Source organism: Streptomyces sp. TLI_171, from assembly GCF_003610255.1.
In the GTDB taxonomy this organism is placed as follows: Bacteria; Actinomycetota; Actinomycetes; order Streptomycetales; family Streptomycetaceae; genus Kitasatospora.
The window spans coordinates 5400242-5418663 of the sequence record NZ_RAPS01000001.1; the positions used below are offsets into that span (position 1 = coordinate 5400242).

The 18422-nt window shown below is 73.7% G+C and carries 13 protein-coding genes; 11 read left to right on the top strand and 2 right to left on the bottom strand.

The window, feature by feature from the left end; all coding sequences use genetic code 11:
* Positions 1-2: 2 nt before the first annotated feature.
* A complete protein-coding gene (locus tag BX266_RS24430; protein ID WP_099903117.1) occupies positions 3-1316 on the bottom strand; it encodes an alpha/beta fold hydrolase in 1314 nt (437 codons plus the stop codon).
* Between the two features lie 1130 nt (positions 1317-2446).
* Here BX266_RS24430 and BX266_RS24435 point away from each other — a divergent pair.
* The 7 genes from BX266_RS24435 (at position 2447) to BX266_RS24465 (ending at position 12851) form a co-directional block, all read left to right on the top strand.
* On the top strand, positions 2447-4702 hold the full coding sequence (locus BX266_RS24435; RefSeq protein ID WP_099903119.1) for a glycogen debranching N-terminal domain-containing protein: 2256 nt from the start codon (positions 2447-2449) through the stop codon (positions 4700-4702).
* Between the two features lie 157 nt (positions 4703-4859).
* Positions 4860-5618 carry an NUDIX domain-containing protein gene (locus tag BX266_RS24440; RefSeq protein ID WP_099903121.1) on the top strand — a complete coding sequence of 253 codons (759 nt, stop codon included), beginning with the start codon at positions 4860-4862 and terminating at the stop codon, positions 5616-5618.
* Positions 5619-5894: 276 nt separating this feature from the next.
* Positions 5895-7739 (top strand): ATP-binding cassette domain-containing protein, encoded by a 1845-nt coding sequence (locus BX266_RS24445; protein ID WP_099903123.1) that lies wholly within the window; start codon positions 5895-5897, stop codon positions 7737-7739.
* A complete protein-coding gene (locus tag BX266_RS24450; RefSeq protein WP_143686986.1) occupies positions 7732-8589 on the top strand; it encodes a hypothetical protein in 858 nt (285 codons plus the stop codon). Before BX266_RS24445 ends, BX266_RS24450 begins: the two co-directional genes overlap by 8 nt.
* Positions 8590-8933: 344 nt before the next feature.
* Positions 8934-9806 carry a FadR/GntR family transcriptional regulator gene (locus BX266_RS24455; RefSeq protein ID WP_099903128.1) on the top strand — a complete coding sequence of 291 codons (873 nt, stop codon included), beginning with the start codon at positions 8934-8936 and terminating at the stop codon, positions 9804-9806.
* A gap of 368 nt (positions 9807-10174) precedes the next feature.
* A complete protein-coding gene (locus BX266_RS24460) occupies positions 10175-11803 on the top strand; it encodes an RNA polymerase sigma factor (RefSeq protein WP_180290595.1) in 1629 nt (542 codons plus the stop codon).
* A gap of 196 nt (positions 11804-11999) precedes the next feature.
* The gene (locus BX266_RS24465; protein WP_099903132.1) at positions 12000-12851 is read left to right on the top strand and encodes a trypsin-like serine protease; all 852 of its coding nucleotides are present in this window, start codon (positions 12000-12002) and stop codon (positions 12849-12851) included.
* A gap of 107 nt (positions 12852-12958) precedes the next feature.
* Here the strand turns inward: BX266_RS24465 and BX266_RS24470 are convergent, their stop codons facing one another.
* Complete coding sequence (locus BX266_RS24470; protein ID WP_099903134.1) at positions 12959-13189, bottom strand: hypothetical protein; 231 nt, start codon at positions 13187-13189, stop codon at positions 12959-12961.
* A gap of 460 nt (positions 13190-13649) precedes the next feature.
* Between BX266_RS24470 and BX266_RS24475 the strand changes: the two genes are divergently transcribed.
* The 4 genes from BX266_RS24475 (at position 13650) to BX266_RS24490 (ending at position 18357) form a co-directional block, all read left to right on the top strand.
* A complete protein-coding gene (locus tag BX266_RS24475) occupies positions 13650-15770 on the top strand; it encodes a type IIA DNA topoisomerase subunit B (protein WP_399170364.1) in 2121 nt (706 codons plus the stop codon).
* A gap of 139 nt (positions 15771-15909) precedes the next feature.
* Entirely contained in the window at positions 15910-16392 is a 483-nt protein-coding gene (locus tag BX266_RS24480) for a CcdC protein domain-containing protein (RefSeq protein ID WP_099903138.1), read from the top strand.
* Positions 16393-16474: 82 nt separating this feature from the next.
* Positions 16475-17635, top strand: a complete 1161-nt coding sequence (locus BX266_RS24485) for a sensor histidine kinase (protein WP_259464833.1) — start codon at positions 16475-16477, stop codon at positions 17633-17635.
* Positions 17605-18357, top strand: coding sequence for a response regulator transcription factor (locus BX266_RS24490; protein ID WP_099903140.1), 753 nt, complete (start codon positions 17605-17607; stop codon positions 18355-18357). Before BX266_RS24485 ends, BX266_RS24490 begins: the two co-directional genes overlap by 31 nt.
* The last annotated feature ends 65 nt before the right edge of the window (positions 18358-18422 follow it).

Consider the following 18422-nt stretch of genomic DNA (forward strand, 5'->3'; position numbering starts at 1 on the left):
GGCTAGACCTCGCCGCGCGCCATCCGGATCAGCCGGTCCAGCACCGCGCGGCCGCTGACCCGCACCCCGTCGTGCTCCCACTCGTTCGTGACCCACGCCCGCGCGCCCGCCACCGCGTCCACGGTCTCCAGCGAGTGCGCCGTGTCCACGTACATGTCGTCGTGGTACACCGCCGCGTACACCGGCACCTGGTTGGCCGCCAGGCGCTCAAGGTCGTACAGGTCGGGCCAGTCGGTGCGCTCCGCAAGCAGCTGCGCGGTCTCGCGCAGCGGCCGCAGCGCCGGGTCGGTCTCGAACATCCAGGGGTAGATCATCTCGCCGGTGAACAGCACCGGCCGATCCCCGGCCAGCGCCGCCTCGGCGTCGAACTCGGGGAACTCCTTGCGCAGCCGCTCCGCCGACCAGGCGGTAGCCCCGGCGTCGACCGAGCGCTGCCCGTAGATGGCCTCGTGCAGCACGGCGAAGAGCGGATTTTGGGCGAACGACAGGTGGGTCTGCGCCCCGGCCAGGAAGGTGTCCGAGAGCTCGGGACCGTCCGGCCCCTCCACCCAGGCCTCCTCCAGCAGGTAGTGCAGGACGTAGGAGCCGGTTCCACTGCCCAGCATCAGCCCCAGCGACTGGAACGCCCGGACGGTCAGCAGGCCGCCGTCCGGCAGCGTGGCCGGCCGCTCGACCAGGTGCGCCGCGATTCGCCGTACTGCCGCCACGTCCTGGGGGAAGCGCGCGTAGTGCCCGGCGTTCTTGCGGGCGACCCGCGGATAGGCCGCGCGGTAGACCTCGTCCGCCGAGCGGCGCAGGCCGGCCAGTCCGCCGGTGACGAACGCCTCCCGGAGTCCCTCCGGGGCCAGCGAGAGGTACGCCAGGGTGCAGAAGCCGCCGAAGCTCTGTCCCAGCAGGCTCCACCGGCCCTGGTCGCCGAGCAGCTGGCGGCGGATCAGCTCGGCGTCCCGGACGATCGAGTCGGCCCGGAACAGTGCCAGGTAGTCGGCCTGGCGGCGGGCGTCGCCACGGCGCGCCAGGGTCTGGCGGTTGGCGGGCGTGGAGCGGCCGGTGCCGCGCTGGTCCAGCAGCAGCACCCGGTAGTCGTCGAGCGCCCGGTCCAGCCAGCCGTCCCGACCGATGGGCCGGTTGGCCTTTCCGCCCGGGCCGCCCTGCAGGTAGACCAGCCACGGCAGTTGCGCGTCCTCGCGGCCGGCGGCCACCACCTCGCGGGCGTAGACCTCGATCGTCTCGCCGTCCGGCGCACCGTGGTCCAGCGGCACCCGGAAGACGTGGTCGGTCGTGACGATCCCGGGGATGCGGCTGACGGGGGACATGCAACTCCTTGGTGCGAGCTGGTCACAGGCTGGTCGCGGCGCCGTCCGCCGGGGTCACCGGTGCGTCCGTCGTCGTTCCCGCACCGTATCCTGACGGCGGACAGGAGCCGCCGGGGGGCGTCCGCCACCTATGGAGCACCCCGAACGGTCCCACGACACAGCGGGCACCCCGGGTGCCGACCGCAGACCGCCGATGGACCGTCGGCCCGCGGCCGGGTCAGACCGGACGCCCGCCGGGTAGGCGTGACCTGGGGCAGGTGTGGTGCGTTCAACCTGCGGAACGCAGCCGCCCGAACCGGCACAGCCGGGCTCGCAGCGGCCCGGCCGACGGTGTCGGGCACCGGCCACGCGTCGTTCGACCCGGTGCCGCCGGGCCTCGAACGACCCCGGAGTCCGGGCCCGGGCACCACCCTGGCCGGGGCGGGGCACCGGCGATCCGGTCCCGCCCGTGTCAGAGCCGCGTGTTCCGGCGGCAGAGCAGCACAGTCCGCGATCGAGCATGCTCGCGGCCGGCCGAACCCGCGTCAGCGGTCGTCCGGTCGAGGGGAGGAGAGCCTGGTGACCGACTCGAGGCCACCCCACGCCGCGGCACAACCGCTGCCGCCCACCAACCCGCCCGCCTCCGGTGACGCCCCCGCCCCCCCGGGGCACCGGCTCCCGCTGTGCCGCCGCGCCCCACCAGCTCGCCCGACCCCCGCCCGACTACGCCGCCCTACGGCACCCGCACCGGCCCCGTCCCCGGGACGCCCGGAGCAGGCCCGGCGGTTCCCGGCGCCCCGTACCCGCCAGCCGGGGGCATTCCGCCGCGCGGCACCCCGCCCTACGGCGGGGGCACTCCTCCGTACGGCACCGCGCCCTACGGCACCCCGCCGCACGGCACACCCTTCAACGGTCTGACCACGAGCACGCCGTACGCCCCGGGTGCGACGCCGCCCCCCGGCACCTCCGCGCCCGGCGCACCGTACCTGCCCGGTGGGACACCGCCCTACGGCACCGCAGCCCGCCCGGCCGGTGGTTTCCCGGCGGCCCCGGGCTTCCCGGCCGGTGCTCGTTCGGGTGCGCCGCGGACCGACCACCCGTCAGCTCCCGCCGGTGCACCGAGTGGTGCGCCCGCCGCCCGGTCGGAGCAGGTGGCGGGGGCGGCCGCCCCCGGTCCGGCCCGTCAGCCGGGGCCGGCGGCAGCGCCGCGCCAGCAGCCGTCCGCGGCGCACGACGTGCTGTGCATCAACGCCCCGGGTCTGGCGGCTTCCGGGCCGGACGGCCAACTGCGCGGGCAGGGGCTGCACGGCTTCTTCCGGCACGGGGTGCGGGCGCTGGCCCGGATGGAGCTGCGGCTGGGCGGAATCGAGCCGTTGCCGCTCCAAGGGACCCTGACGTCCGCGGCGGCGGCCCGCTTCGTCGGCTCGGTCCGGGTGCCGGGAGACCTCGACCCGGACCCGGCGCTGACCGTCGAACGGCTGCGGCACGCCGACGGCGCGGAGACGGTGACGGTCCGGAACACCGGCGCACGGCCGGCCCGGCTCCCGCTGGAGATCGCGATCGGTACCGACCTGGGTCTGCTCGTCGACCTGGCGGCCGGCCGGCGGTCGGCCGACCTGCCGGGCCAGGTCCAGTCCTCCGGTCTGCGCTGGGTCGGCCAGGGGCGCGCCGCCACGGTCAGCGCCCGGCCCTCGCCGCACGCGGTGCTGGCCGGCGCCGGCGTGCTGCGCTGGGACTTGGAGATCCAGCCGGGCGCCCGGTGGTCCGTCGACCTCCGGGTGGAGCTGGAGACCCCGGTGACCACTCGGCCGCCGACCGGCCGCGGCCCCGGTGTTCCGCTGCCCTGGTCCGAGCCGGAGATCCGCGCCGACGACCGCCGCGCCGCCCGTCTGGTCACCCGCGCCCTGGACTCGCTGGGCGGCCTGCTGCTCGCGGACGCGGACCGCCCCACCGACCTGTACACCGCCTCCGGTGCCCCCTGGCGGTTCGGCCTCACTGCCGCCGACTCGCTCTGGGCGGCCCGGATGACGTTGCCGCTCGGCACCAGGCTGGCCGCCGGCACCCTCCGCGCACTGGCCCGCCGCCAGCATCTCGCCGCCGCCCCACCCGCGGCCGCGCCGCCCCGACCGGCCGAGGCCGGTGCCTCGGGTGACGGTGCGTCACTCCCCGAGGGCGGCAGTACTCCGACCGGGCCGCTGGCCGGCAGCCCCCCGGGCCCGGGCAGTGCACCGACCGCGGCCGCCAGCAGCCCCGGCGGCGGATCGAGCGGAGGGCCGGGTCCGGAGGCCGGCTCGGCCGCGCAGGCGATGGACGGGGTGATTCCGGGCCCGCTGAGGCACGGCGGCCCCGAGCTCCCGGCCAGTTGCACGGCGACCGAAGCGACCCTGCTGTTCGTCACCGTGCTTGCGGAAGCGTGGCGTTGGGGCCTCCCCCGGGCCGAGGTCGTGGAGCTGCTGCCAGCGGCTGAGCGCGCCCTGGGTGCGCTGCGTGCCGCGGTCGCGGAGGGCCCGGACGGGCCGGTCGGTTTCGTCACCGACTTCGGGCGGTCGCCGGAGGAGCGGGCCGCACGCCCCGGCCCGGCCAGATGCGAGGTCCAGGCGCAGGCGCACCGTGCCGCGCTCCAGGGCGCCGACCTACTGGAGGCCTTCGACCGTCCGGGCGCCGCCCAGTGGCGCAGCTGGGCCGCCGAGCTGAGGGAACGCTTCCGCGAGCAGTTCTGGATCGACGACCTGTCCGGGGGCCGTCCGGCTGCGGCGCTGCTCGCTCCGGACCGTCCGGTGCCGGCGATCGCCTCCACCCTGGTGCACCTGTTCGACGTGGGCCTCGCGGCCGAGGGCGAGCTGCACGAGGGCCTGCTCGACCGCGAGCAGACCAGGTTGCTCGCCCAGCGGTTGGTGACGCCCGAGCTCGACTGCGGCTGGGGCCTGCGGACGCTGAGCGCGAAGTCCCCCCGGTTCAACCCGCTCGGCCACCGCAGCGGCACGGTCCGGGTCCAGGAGACCGCGCTCGCGGTCAGCGGTCTGGTGGACGCCGGGTTCGAGCGCGAGGCGGAGATACTTCTGGAGGGACTGCTGGAGGCGTCCGCCCACTTCGACGGCCGACTGCCCGAGATGTACGCCGGTGAGCAGAAGGTCGCCGACTGCCCGCCGGTGCCGCATCCGGCAGCCTGTCGCCCGGCCGCGGTGTCCGCGGCGGCGGCCGTGCACCTGGTGCTCTCGCTGGCGGGTGTCCGGCCTGACGTGCCGTCGGGCCGGGTGGCCACCCGGCCGGCCAGCACCGCGCCGCTGGGAGCTCTGGAACTTACCGGCCTGCGGGTGGCCGGCGAGCCGTTCTCGGTCCGGGTCAGCCGGATCGGCGTCGCCGTCGTGGAGGAGGCCCCCTCGTTCCTGCAACTCGCCGCCAGCTGACCGTCCGTCGCGGCGGCTCGCCACGTCCCGCGGGGTCGGCCCCCGTCTGCCCCGGTAAGGGCGATCCGTGGCCCGGCCGCGGCGGGGCGGGGCAGGCGAGGGCGGGACAGCGCTGCGGTCTGTGATTATCGTCAGAGAGACGACTAAGATCGACGCCATGTCGCGTTATGACCCGTCGGCCTTCCCCCCGTTCGCAGTCACGGTTGACCTCGTGGTGCTGACGGTCCGCGACCATGAGCTGTGCGCGCTGCTGGTGAAGCGCGGCGAGGCGCCGTTCCAGGGCTACTGGGCCCTGCCGGGCGGGTTCGTCCGGCAGGACGAGGGGCTCGCCGACGCGGCGTCCCGCGAGCTGGCCGAAGAGACCGGGCTGCGCGCCCAGTCGTTCCCCGGTCGGTCTCCGGCCGAGCCGACCCCGGCCGGGGCGCACCTGGAGCAGTTGGCCACTTACGGCCACCCCCAGCGCGACCCGCGGATGCGGGTGGTGAGCGTCGCGTACCTGGTGCTCGCCCCGGACCTGCCCTCGCCCCGCGCGGGCGGCGACGCAAGCAGCGCCCGGTGGGCGCCGGTGAGCGAGCTGCTCGGCGAGGAGCCCCACGACGGCGTGCTGCTCGCGTTCGACCACGGCCAGATCCTGGCCGACGGCGTGGAGCGGGCCCGGTCGAAGATCGAGTACTCCTCGCTGGCCACCGCCTTCTGCCCCCCGGAGTTCACCGTCGGGGAGCTGCGCCGGGTGTACGAAGCAGTGTGGGGCGTGGTGCTCGACCCGCGGAACTTCCACCGCAAGGTCACCGGCACCCCGGGCTTCCTGCTGCCCTCCGGCGGAACGACGACCCGTCAGGGCGGCCGCCCTGCCCAGCTGTTCACCGCTGGCGGCGCGACCGTCCTCAACCCGCCGATGCTCCGCCCTGAAGCCTGAAGCCTGAAGCCTGAAGCCGGAAGCCTGGCGCCCCGTCCGGCGTCCGGCGGCCGTCGACACGGGCCGGATCGAGTCCGTTGATGCGGGCGGGTGGTGACGGTCCGTGAGATCGGCGTCAGCGGCGCGAGAGGGCTGTCCCCTGTTCGGGTGAGGTCCGCGCTAACACCGTCAACGACCCATCCGGAATGCCTGGTTTCGCCGCTTCCGCGTCCTACTGTGCAGGCTCAGGCCAGGCGGACACCGCCGGTCTGTCGGCGGGCGAGGAAGCGGGCGGCGATGATCCAGATCACCGGACTGACCAAGGCGTACGGCCGGGGACGCCCCCCGGCGGTGCTGGATCTGACGTTCGATGTCCGCCCGGGGATGGTCACCGCCCTGCTGGGGGACGAGGGTTCGGGCAAGTCCACCGTGCTGCGGCTGATGGTGGAGCTTGAGCGCGGTCACGGCCTCACCCTGTTCGACGGCCGCACGTACCGCCGGATCAGCCGCCCCGAGCGGGAGATCGGCGTCCTGCTGCCGTCCGCCCGGCCCGAGGCCGGACACCCGGGCATGCGGGCCCGGGCCCACCTGCGGATGCTGGCCGGCTCGATCGGCGTCCCGGCCCGGCGGGCCGACGACCTGCTGGAGCAGACCCGGCTCGCAGCGGTCGCCGACCACCGCATCAGCACGTTCTCACCCGGCATGCACCGTCGGCTCGCCCTGGCGGCCGCGCTGCTCGGCGACCCCTCGACGGTGCTGCTCGACGACCCCACCGAGGGACTGTCGCCGCGCAACGAGGAGTGGTTCCACGCCTTCCTGCGCTCATTCGCGGTGGCGGGCGGCACCGTCCTGATGAGCACCCGCGGCCCGGACGAGGCCGCCGCGCTCGCCGACCGGGTGATCACCCTGGACGCCGGTCGGCTGATCGCCGACCAGCCGGCAGTGGAGTTCCGGCGCACCAGGGTGCACCCCGAGGTCCAGGTCCGCGGCCCGCAGATGGCCCGGCTCGCGGACCTGCTGGTCGCCCAGGGCGCCCAGGTCCGGCGGGACGGCGGCGCGGGCCTCGCGGTCAGTGGCGTCGGCCGCACCGAGATCGGCGAACTCGCCTACCGGCACGGCATCCTGCTGCACGAACTGGCCGACCGGGTGGTGCGCCGTCCGGTCTCCTACCCGTCCTCCCTGCCCAGCGGCTCGGGCCGATCCGGCCAGGTGTCGGTCCGGACGGCTCGTCAGAACCCGGACGAGCAACCGCAGATCGCCCCCGGCGCGCCCGGCCTGAGCGCCGTCGGCCGCCCCGCCGGTCCGGAGTCCGAGCGTCCGCTCGACCACCGCGGGCTCCAGGCCGGCCGCTGGGCCGCCGCCGCCCTCACGCCCGACCCGTCCGCCCCGGCCCGGTCGGGACCAGGTCCGGAGGCCCAGGCCCAGCCCGGTCCGGCCGTCCCAGGCCCGGCGTCGCCCGCCGCCCAGGTTCCTCCCGACTCCGTCGACCTGACCCGGCACACCGCTCGCGGAGCTTCCGCGCTCAGCCGGACAGCACCCCGGACGGAGCCCAGGAGCGAGCCCACGACCGTGCCCCGGACGGAGCCCAGGGACGAGCCCCGGACGGAGCCCAGGGACGAGCCCCGGACGGAGCCCAGGGACGAGCCCCGGACGGAGTCCAGGGCAGAGGCGCGGCCGGAGCCGGTAGCAGCGCCGACGTCGAAGGCGAGGCAGAGCGGCGCAGTCACGGCACCGCGTCCGGCCGTTCCCGCCCCGGCGGTGGTCGACACCGAGCACCTGGCCGCCAACCCCACCGACGCGGAACTCCTGACGCCCGCCCGGATCGGGGGACTCGCCCCCCGGCCGGCGGCCCCAGCCCCATCACGTGCACCTGCACCGACCCCGGTGCCGGCATCGACCGCCGCCCAGGGGCCCGACGTCCGCCCGCGCCCGACCGACACCGCCGAACTGCGCCCGGCAAGCCCCGCCGCCCCGGCCGCCGCCGGCAGGACACGCGAGCTGCAGCCCGGCTCAGCAACAGCAACGACAGCAACAACGGCAACAGCAACAACGGCAACAGCAACATCAGCAACATCAACGGCAGCGACCGCCGAGGAGTCCGCGCGGCCGAGCGTCGTCGGCGACGAGAACGGGAGTGAGTGAGAGCGTGCGGGTGGTGGCGAGTGAGATGCGTCGGCTGCGCGGGGTGCGCTCCACGTGGGTGGTGGTCGCGGCGGCGGTGGTGCTGAACGCGGCGGTGGCGGCGGTCTCGGCACAGCGTCTCCCGGCCGGGGAGTTGGCGGTGCCGGACGCGGTGCGGTCGGCGGCCGCGGTGGTCCCGCTGCTGCCGCTCCCGCTCACCGCGTTGGCAGCGGCGGTGCTCGGCGCGCTGTCGTACAGCAGCGAGATGCGCTGGCCGGGCCTGCCCGCAGCCCGGGTGGCCCTGCGTCGGCGGTGGGGGTCGCTGGTCGCGAAACTGGTGGTGGTCGGCGCGGCGGCGGTCCTGCTGGCGGTGGTCACGCTCGGGCTGAACCTTCTCGCGGTCCGGCTGGCCCTGCCCGCGGGAGTGTCCGCGTCCGCGGTGTTCGATCTGCCACAGCTCTCCCAACTGACGCACCCGGGGCGGCTGTTGGACCAGTCGGGCGGCCTGCTCGGGACGGGCGGGATCGGTCGGCCGCTGCTGGCGTTCCTCGTGCTGTCGGTGGTCGGCGGCTGGGCGGGCCTGCTGCTCACCTCGCTGGTGCGCAGCGCCGTCGCGGGCATCCTGCTGACCGGCGCGCTGCCCGCCCTGTTGGAGCCCACCGCCGGCCTGGTGCTGCACCGTTCGGGCCTCAACTGGCCGGTCTGGGTCCGGGAGTTGCTGCCGTTCCAGTACGGCCTGAACTGGGTCCGCAGCACCACGGACCGGACCGCGGCCGCCCTGGACGGCACGGTGATGGTCGCCCTCCTGGTCCCTGCCGCCGTGCTGGTGCTCGCCGCGGTGCTGGCCCAACTGCGCCGCCGCGCCCTCTGACTGACCTCGCCCTCCCACGAACCGCGCCCTCCGACGGGCCGCGCCCTCCGACTGATCACGCCCTCCGACCGGCCGCACCCTCCGACCGGCCACGCCCTCCGATCGACCGCACTCTCCGACACCCCCGGCGCGCCACTCGCACACCCCGCCGCACCGCGGCAGCCGAAATGGTGACGGTGTGGCAGCTGAGCTTGGGGTGACTGAAGGGAAAAGCGACCATGATGACCGGTTTGCCCATTTCCAGCTGATAAGAAGTCAATTATCCAGGGGCGACCGATCACCCTTTCGTGTGCTTTTCAGGAGAATGCTCAAGGCGGCTCCGCCGATCGCCGACAAAGGATGGCGTGAGTACCCTTGCGCACCCCACCGTGACCGCCGCTCGCCAGGCCGAGTCGATCTCCGCCTCCGAGCTGGACCGTTTCCCGTACGCCGACCGTCCGGCCCCGCCCGCACCTCGCTGGGAGGGGGCGGAGAGCGATCTCGCCCGAGCGGGTCGGAAGACCACCAGCAGCCGCGGCCGCGGCCTGCACGGCCAGCTGGTCCAGCAGCTCGGCCAGATGATCGTCTCCGGCGACCTGGGCGCCGACCGCCCGCTGGTGCCGGAGGAGATCGGCCAGCGCTTCGAGGTCTCCCGCACCGTGGTGCGCGAGTCGCTCCGGGTGCTGGAGGCCAAGGGCCTGGTCTCGGCCCGGCCGAACGTCGGCACCCGGGTCCGCCCGGTGAGCGACTGGAACCTGCTGGACCCCGACATCATCGAATGGCGCGCCTTCGGGCCTCAGCGCGACGAGCAGCGCCGGGAGCTGTTCGAACTGCGCTGGGCGATCGAACCGCTGGCCGCGCGCCTCGCCGCCGGTCACGGCCGGGAGGACGTCCAGCACCGGCTGGTCGAGCTCACCGAGATCATGGGCCACGCCGGCAGCCAGGGCGACCTGGTCAGCTACGGCCGGGCCGACGCCGAACTGCACGGCCTGGTGCTGCAGATGGCCGGGAACCGGATGCTGGAGCACCTGTCCGGGATCGTGGCCAACGCGCTCCAGGTCTCCGGCGGCTCCGGCACCACCTGCGAGCGCCCGTCGGAGTCGGCGGTCAGCCTGCACAGCCGTCTGGTGGACGCGCTGGGCACCGGCGACGGCACCGCCGCCGAGGCCGCCGTCCGCGCCCTGCTCACCGTCCACCCGGACATCGAGCACGCGGTCCCCGCCCCGCGCGAGCACTGAGCAGCCCGCCGGACGCCGCTCGCCCCGGATGGCCCTTCTGCTGCTCGTACCCGCAGCCGGGGGGCCATCGGCGCAGTGCCGCCCATCGGCGCCGAGGCGCTCCGGGCCCCGCGGATAGGCCGCTCGGGGCAGCCCGTACCGGCCGTCGGGTGGTGTGACGGGCGCCACGACGGGCATGCGTAACACTTGAGGGGCGGCAGCGATGTGTACGGAGCGGAAGCAGCTCCGGAATAACCACCACGAGCCAGATGGCTGTGTTGGTCCGCGGCGCTGCTGCCGTCCTGCAGACCCCGGTCACGGTCCACCCCGCTCGAGCAGTCGGGTGACCGGTACGGGTTCGTGTCCACTCATCGTCCGAGAGGTTGTTCGTGTCGGCCAGCACATCCCGTTCGCTTCCCCCCGAGATTGCCGAGTCCGCGGCACTGCTGGCGCTCATCGAGCGGGGCAAGGCCCAGGGGCAGATCGCCGGTGACGACGTGCGCCACGCGTTCGAGGCGGACCAGATCCCGGTCACCAAGTGGAAGAACGTCATGCGCAGCCTCAACCAGGTGCTGATTGAGGAGGGGGTGGAGCTGATGGTCAGCGCGGCCGAGCCGGCCGGCGCCAAGCGCAAGAGCGTCGCGGCCAAGAGCACCACCAAGCGCACCGCGACCAAGGCGGTCACCACCCGTACGCCGGTCGCCCAGACCAAGCCCCCGGTGCGGATCGCCCCCGCCGCGACCCCGGCGCCGTCGGTGGCCGTGGCCGCCGCGGTGACCGCCACCGAGGTCACCGTCGTCGAGACCATCGAGGCCGCCGAGGTGAAGGCCGTCGCCAAGAAGGCCGCCGCCGCCCCGGCGAAGAAGGCCGTCGCCAAGAAGGCCGCCGCCCCCGCCAAGAAGATCGCCGCCAAGAAGACCGCCACCGCGGCCAAGCCGGGCGGCAAGGCCGGCGAGGAGGACGCGGTCGGCGAGGAGGAGCTCCTCGAGGACGTGGCCCTGCCCGGCGACGCCAAGGAGGGCGAGCCCGAGGAGGAGACCGACCAGGGCTTCGTGCTGTCGGACGACGACGAGGACGACGCCCCGGCCCAGCAGGTCGCGGTGGCCGGCGCCACCGCCGACCCGGTCAAGGACTACCTGAAGCAGATCGGCAAGGTCCCGCTGCTCAACGCCGAGCAGGAGGTCGAGCTCGCCAAGCGGATCGAGGCCGGCCTGTTCGCCGAGGACAAGCTGAGCCAGGCCGACAAGCTCGCCCCGAAGCTCAAGCGCGAGCTGGAGATCATCGCCGAGGACGGCCGCCGCGCCAAGAACCACCTGCTGGAGGCCAACCTCCGCCTGGTGGTCTCGCTGGCCAAGCGCTACACCGGCCGCGGCATGCTCTTCCTGGACCTGATCCAGGAGGGCAACCTGGGTCTGATCCGTGCGGTCGAGAAGTTCGACTACACCAAGGGCTACAAGTTCTCGACCTACGCGACCTGGTGGATCCGGCAGGCGATCACCCGCGCCATGGCCGACCAGGCCCGCACCATCCGCATCCCGGTGCACATGGTCGAGGTCATCAACAAGCTCGCCCGCGTGCAGCGCCAGATGCTCCAGGACCTGGGCCGCGAGCCCACCCCGGAGGAGCTGGCCAAGGAACTCGACATGACCCCCGAGAAGGTCATCGAGGTCCAGAAGTACGGCCGTGAGCCGATCTCGCTGCACACCCCCCTCGGTGAGGACGGCGACAGCGAGTTCGGTGACCTGATCGAGGACTCCGAGGCGGTCGTCCCGGCCGACGCGGTCTCCTTCACCCTGCTCCAGGAGCAGCTGCACTCGGTGCTGGACACCCTGTCCGAGCGCGAGGCGGGCGTGGTCTCGATGCGCTTCGGCCTGACCGACGGTCAGCCGAAGACGCTGGACGAGATCGGCAAGGTCTACGGCGTGACGCGTGAGCGCATCCGCCAGATCGAGTCGAAGACCATGTCGAAGCTGCGCCACCCGTCGCGCTCCCAGGTGCTGCGCGACTACCTGGACTGACCTGCCGTCAGCCCGAGTCACGCGAACGGGCCCCTCCGCCGCCGGCGGAGGGGCCCGTTCGCGTGTGCGGGGTCGCCCGATGGGGTGGCGGGCGGGCGGAGCGGCGGCACGGAGGGTGAACGGATGACTACGCTGGGCAGGTTGTCGCATTCCGTGCGGTGCCTTCGTCAGCACGCCGATCCCCCCTGGAGAACCAGTGCCCATCCTGGACACGTTCGCGCCCCGGCTCCGTCGCCGGGCGGTCGCGCTCGTCGCGCTGGCGGCCCTGCCCGCCCCGCTGATCGCGCTGGGCTCGGCCGCGCCGGCCGCCGCGCAGCGGCGGATCATCGGCGGGACGGAGACCAGCACGGGCGAGCACCCGTGGATGGTGGCGCTGGCCAGCCGGCAGCAGTTCGGGTCGGCCCGCTCGGGGCAGTTCTGCGGCGGCGCGCTGATCAGCCCGACCAAGGTGGTGACGGCGGCGCACTGCTTCTACGACGAGAACACCGCCCGCCCGACCGACCGGCCCGGGCTGCGGGTGATCGTCGGCCGGGACGACCTGCGGGGGACGGCGGGCCGCGAGGTGGCGGTGCGGGGGGTGTGGATCGACCCCGGTTACAGCTTCGCCGCGAACACCCGGGACGTGGCGGTGCTCACGCTCGCCGAGCCGCAGAACGACCGGCCGGCGCTGGAGCTGGTGAACCCGGGCGAGACCGAGCCGTACGCGCCGGGCACGCCGGCCACGGTGTTCGGCTGGGGCGACACCCGGGGCAACGGCAGCTACGCGAACACGCTGCGCCGGGTGACGTTGCCGATCATCTCGGACGCGGCCTGCGGGCACGCCTACCCGGGCGGCCCGGACAGCGCGTACGACGCGCGCAGCATGGTGTGCGCGGGTGAGCAGCAGGGCGGGCGGGACGCGTGCCAGGGTGACAGCGGCGGTCCGCTGGTGGTGGCAGGTCGGCTGGCCGGGCTGGTCTCCTGGGGCGCGGGCTGCGCGGAGGCCGAGCACCCCGGGGTGTACACCCGGATCTCGGCGGTGGCGGAGGCCGTGCACAACGTGATGTGACCGACCGGCCACCGTCCGGATGGTCGTGGAAACGCCACGGCCGGGCGACCCGCCCCGAAGGGTGGGCCGCCCGGCCGTTCAGGCAGCTCGGCGGACGAGCGGGAGCGTCAGCGCTCGCTTTCCTCGGCCGTCGCCGAGGTGCCGGAGAGGCGGTTGCTCTCGTCGTGTATCTCGACGGCGATCTTCTTGAGCTCGGGCTCGAACTTACGCCCGTGGTGGGCACAGAACAGCAGCTCTCCGCCGCTGGAGAGAACGACGCGCAGGTAGGCCTGAGCGCCGCAACGGTCGCAGCGGTCTGCCGCGGTGAGCGGGCTCGCAGGGGTCAGAACAGTAGTCACGTCGCCTCTTCTCTAGCTCGACGAGCTGTGTACCAGGATCAACATCCAACCAGGTCGAATTCGTTCCCGCTCGTGGCTTTTCTCTTTGAGGATTCTGCTGTCGCGTTGATGAGGACGTGCCCCGGGCACCGGTGGTTCATGCGTACCGATTCCCACGGCCTGCCGATCACCTCGAACGCCCGATCGGGCCGGGGTGCGAGGTCCGCGTAGCATAATCCTCCGCTGGGTTGGAGCATAAGCCCCGTCCCGAACCCTGTTTGACCGCATCGCAGCAGCTCCGCCGCCCTCCCCGGTCGTCCGGGTCCGCCAGGACCCGTGGTGTCCGGCGGAGATGGCAGGCTGGGGGCCGCGTCCGCGGTGGAAGTCGTGTTCGCGCAGCGCGTACAAGGCGCGCGGACCTCAGCGGCGGAAGTCTCAGTTGCTGAGAGCATGCGGGGGTGTCCGTCAACATCGTGGAGGAGTGCAGAGCGTGAGTGGAGAAAAGACCGTCCCGTCCTCTCTGGTGACCGGAGAGGGCGGGTCCGACTACACCGCGCGGCATCTGCTCGTCCTGGAGGGGCTGGAGGCGGTCCGCAAGCGGCCGGGCATGTACATCGGGTCGACCGACAGTCGCGGCCTGATGCACTGCCTGTGGGAGATCATCGACAACTCGGTGGACGAGGCCCTCGGCGGCTTCTGCGACCACATCGATGTGCTGCTGCACCAGGACGGCTCGGTCGAGGTGCGGGACAACGGCCGCGGCATCCCGGTCGACGTGGAGCCCAAGACCGGGCTGTCCGGCGTCGAGGTGGTGATGACCAAGCTGCACGCGGGCGGCAAGTTCGGCGGCGGCTCGTACGCGGCCTCCGGCGGTCTGCACGGCGTCGGCGCCTCGGTGGTGAACGCGCTGTCCGCCCGGCTGGACGTGGAGGTGGACCGCAGCGGCACCACGCACGCGATCAGCTTCCGGCGCGGCACCCCCGGCGTGTTCGCCGCGGACGGGCCGGAGGCGAAGTTCGAGGCCGGCAGCGGGATGACCAAGAAGGGCAAGGCCACCCGCGGCCGCACCGGCACCCGGATCCGCTACTGGGCGGACCGGCAGATCTTCCTGAAGGACGCCAAGCTCTCGCTGGAGTCGCTGCACAGCCGGGCCCGGCAGACCGCGTTCCTGGTCCCCGGCCTGACCATCGTGGTGCGCGACGAGCGGCTCACCGAGAGCGACGAGGTCCAGGAGGAGACCTTCCGCTTCGACGGCGGGATCAGCGAGTTCTGCGAGTTCCTGGCCCCCGACCGCCCGGTCTCCGACGTGCTGCGGCTGCGCGGCGAGGGCACCTTCAAGGAGACCGTCCCGGTCCTCGACGAGCTCGGCCACATGACCCCCACCGAGGTCACCCGCGAGCTCGGGGTGGACATCGCGCTGCGCTGGGGCGCCGGTTACGACACCACGCTGCGCTCCTTCGTCAACATCATCTCCACCCCCAAGGGCGGCACCCACGTCAACGGCTTCGAGCGGCAGCTCGCCAAGACCGTCAACGAGGCGCTGCGGGCCAGCAAGCTGCTGCGGGTCGCCGAGGACGACGTCACCAAGGACGACGCGCTGGAGGGTCTGACCGCGGTGGTCACCGTCCGGCTCGCGGAGCCGCAGTTCGAGGGCCAGACCAAGGAGGTGCTCGGCACCTCGGCGGCCACCCGGATCGTCGCCGCGGTGGTGGCCAAGGAGTTGAAGAACTTCCTGACCTCCGCCAAGAAGGACGAGAAGCTCCAGGCCCGGGCCGTGCTGGAGAAGGTCGTGGCCGCCGCCCGCACCCGGGTCGCCGCCCGGCAGCACAAGGAGGCGCAGCGCCGGAAGACCGCGCTGGAGACCTCCTCGCTGCCCGCCAAGCTGGCCGACTGCCGCAGCGACGACGTGGACCGCAGCGAACTGTTCATCGTCGAGGGCGACTCGGCGCTCGGCACCGCCAAGCTGGCCCGCAACTCCGAGTTCCAGGCGCTGCTGCCGATCCGCGGCAAGATCCTGAACGTCCAGAAGGCCTCGGTGAGCGACATGCTCAAGAACGCCGAGTGCGCCTCGATCATCCAGGTGATAGGAGCGGGCTCCGGCCGGACCTTCGACATCGACCAGGCGCGCTACGGCAAGGTCATCTTCATGGCCGACGCCGACGTCGACGGCTCGCACATCCGCACCCTGCTGCTGACGCTGTTCCACCGCTACATGCGGCCGATGGTCGAGCAGGGCCGGGTGTTCGCCGCGGTGCCGCCGCTGCACCGGATCGAGCTGACCAACCCCAAGCGCGGTCAGGAGAAGTACCACTACACCTACTCGGACGCCGAACTGCGGCGCACGCTGCTGGAGTTCCAGGGCAAGGGGCTGCGCTGGAAGGACCCGATCCAGCGCTACAAGGGCCTCGGCGAGATGGACGCCGACCAGCTCGCCGAGACCACGGTGGACCCGCGGCACCGGATCCTGCGCCGGATCAACCTGGGCGACCTGGAGTCCGCGGAGAAGACCTTCGACCTGCTGATGGGCAACGACGTCGCGCCGCGGCGGGAGTTCATCGTCGACTCGGCGGCCACCCTGGACCGGTCCCGGATCGACGCCTGAGCAGTGCGTGCCGAAGGGCTCTCCACCCACGGGTGGAGAGCCCTTCGGCGTGCGGTTCAACCCTCGCTCCGAGGATCCGGCGGCGCGCGCTCCGTAGCGTTCGGGGTGTCAGCGAAACCCCGTCCGGGAGGCACCCGAAATGACCGCCCTGTCCAACGTCCTGATCGCCGTCGCCGTGATCGTCCTGGTGGTGGGCCGGCAGCTGCGGGCCCGTCGGCTGGACACCGAACGCCGGTTCTGGCTGCTGCCGCTGGTGCTGGCCGCCGTCGCGCTGCGCGACCCGGTGCTGATCGACCCGCACCACGAGGCCGCCGCCACCGCCGTCCTGCTGGGCTCGCTGGTCACCACCCTCGGCATGGGCTGCGCCTGGGGCTGGACCATGCGGATCTGGCGCGACGGGGACGGCGCGCTGTGGACCCGGGGCTCCACCGCCACGGTGTTCGCCTGGGTCGGCGCGATCGTGGTCCGGGGCGCCTGGTACGGGGTGGGCGCCGCGCTGCACGTCCACCAGTCCAGCAGCGTGCTGATGCTGTCGCTGGCCCTGCTGCTGCTGGTCCGCTCGGTGGCCGTGAACTGGCGGGCCCACCAGCTGGACGGCAAGCAGCACGGCCTGGCCGCCTGACGGCCCGTCCGTCGCCCGCCGCCGAACCCCCGGAGGGTTCGGCGGCGCCGCCGTCCGCGCGCAGGTGAGAGAGGATCAACCGGTGAGCACCCTGGAACGCTGGACCCGATGGCCGGCCGGCGACGTCCCGATCCGCGAGCGCAGCTCCCGGGCCCGGATCGTGCTGTCGCTCTTCGGCCGGATCGCGATGCTGTCGGCCGTGCTGTTCGGGACGTTCGCCGAACACCGGTACTCGGGCTGGCGGTTGCTGCCGCCGATCGGCTGGATCGCCGCTGCGGCGGGCCTGTTCACCGGCTGGTTCCTGTCCTGCCGGGCGCAGCGGCTGTGGCCCGCGCTGGGCTGTGCGGCCGGCCTGCTGGTGGTGGCCGGACTGGCTCACGAGGGCGGTGCGGACACCCTGGCCTCGGTGGTCTGGTGCGGCCTCGCGGTGCTCGCCGTGATCCGCCTGCCGCTGGCCGCCGGACTGCTCACCGCCGGTGCCGCACTGGCCAGTTACGGGCTCGGCTCGGGCGATTCGCTGCTGGTGATGCTGGCCGTCGCGGGCGGCATCGGCCTGCTCGGCTACCTGCTGCGGCTGGACAGCCAGGCCCGCTCCGCGCAGCGCGCCCTGCTCGCCCAGGAGCGGGCGGCGCAGGCCGCGCAGGCGGAGTCCGCGGCGCTCGCCGAGCGGGCCAGGATCGCCCGGGAGATCCACGACGTGCTGGCGCACAGCCTGTCCGCGCAGCTGGTGCACCTGGAGGCGGCCCGGCTGATGCTGGACGCCGGCGCCGAGCGGGCCGAGGTCCGCGAACGGATCGTCGCCGCCCGGCGGATGGCCCAGGACGGCCTGTCCGAGACCCGGCAGGCGCTGTCCGCGCTGCGCGGCGAGTTCGCCCCGGTCGCCGAGTTCGTGGCCGAGCTGGCCGCCCAGTCCGGGGCCGAGCTGACCGTCGACGGGGTTCCCAGGCCGCTGCCCGCCGAGCCCGGCCTGGCGGTGCGCCGGACCGCGCAGGAGGCGCTCACCAACGCCCGCAAGCACGCTCCGGGCGGCCGGGTCGCCGTCCGACTCGCCTACCTGGAAGGCTCGGTGGAGCTGACGGTGCGCAACTCCGGTGCGCCGCGCGGGGCCGACCCGATGCTAGGCGACAGCGGGAGCGGGTACGGTCTGCTCGGGATGCGCGAACGCGCGGAGTTGCTCGGCGGCGAACTGCTGGCGGGCCCCGAGGACGGAGGATGGCGCGTGCTGCTGCGGGTGCCGGCGTGACGGTCGATCAGATCAGCGTGGTGGTCGCCGACGACCAGACCGTGGTCCGGGAAGGCATCGTGATGCTGCTCGGCCTGCTGCCGGGCATCACGGTGGTCGGCTCGGCCGCGGACGGCGAGGAGGCGGTCCGGCTGGTCGCCGAACACGCCCCCGACGTGGTCCTGATGGACCTGCGGATGCCGCGCTGCGACGGGGTGGAGGCGACCCGCCGGATCCGCGCCGGGCACCCCGGCACCGAGGTGGTGGTGCTCACCACCTACGCCGACGACGACTCGCTGTTCTCCGCGCTGCAGGCCGGGGCCCGCGGCTTCCTGACCAAGGACGCCGGCGCGGAGGAGATCGCCCGCGCGGTCTCGGACGTCCGCTCGGGCGCGGCCGGGCTCTCCCCGCAGGTGCAACTGCGGCTGCTGGAGCGCCTGTCGGGCGCACCGGCAGCCCCGGTAGCCCCGGCCGTCCCTGCTGCGCCGGCGCCGGCGGCGTCGGGGTCCGAGGGCGGCCCGGTGCGTCGGCCCGCGCTGCCGGACGGGTTGACCCAGCGGGAGGCCGAGGTGCTGGCGCTGATCGCGGCCGGACTGTCCAACGCCGAGATCGCCGGAAGGTTGTTCGTCAGCCCCGCGACGGTGAAAACACATATCAACAACCTTTTCGCCAAGACGGCGGTGCGGGACCGCGCCCAGGCCGTGGCGTACGCCTTCAAGCATGGAATTTCGGACGGTTCGTAAACCCACCCTCCTGTAGCTGGTTCGGGTGAACGTATCTGCACGGGTTTCGTGGTGCGGTTTGTGAC

Bases quoted from the DNA above. Each gene is read 5' to 3' on its own strand.
- BX266_RS24490 (WP_099903140.1), top strand. From the start codon at position 17,605: ATGGCGCGTGCTGCTGCGGGTGCCGGCGTGACGGTCGATCAGATCAGC.
- BX266_RS24480 (WP_099903138.1), top strand. From the start codon at position 15,910: ATGACCGCCCTGTCCAACGTCCTGATCGCCGTCGCCGTGATCGTCCTG.
- BX266_RS24440 (WP_099903121.1), top strand. From the start codon at position 4,860: ATGTCGCGTTATGACCCGTCGGCCTTCCCCCCGTTCGCAGTCACGGTT.
- BX266_RS24430 (WP_099903117.1), bottom strand. From the start codon at position 1,316: ATGTCCCCCGTCAGCCGCATCCCCGGGATCGTCACGACCGACCACGTC.
- BX266_RS24445 (WP_099903123.1), top strand. From the start codon at position 5,895: ATGATCCAGATCACCGGACTGACCAAGGCGTACGGCCGGGGACGCCCC.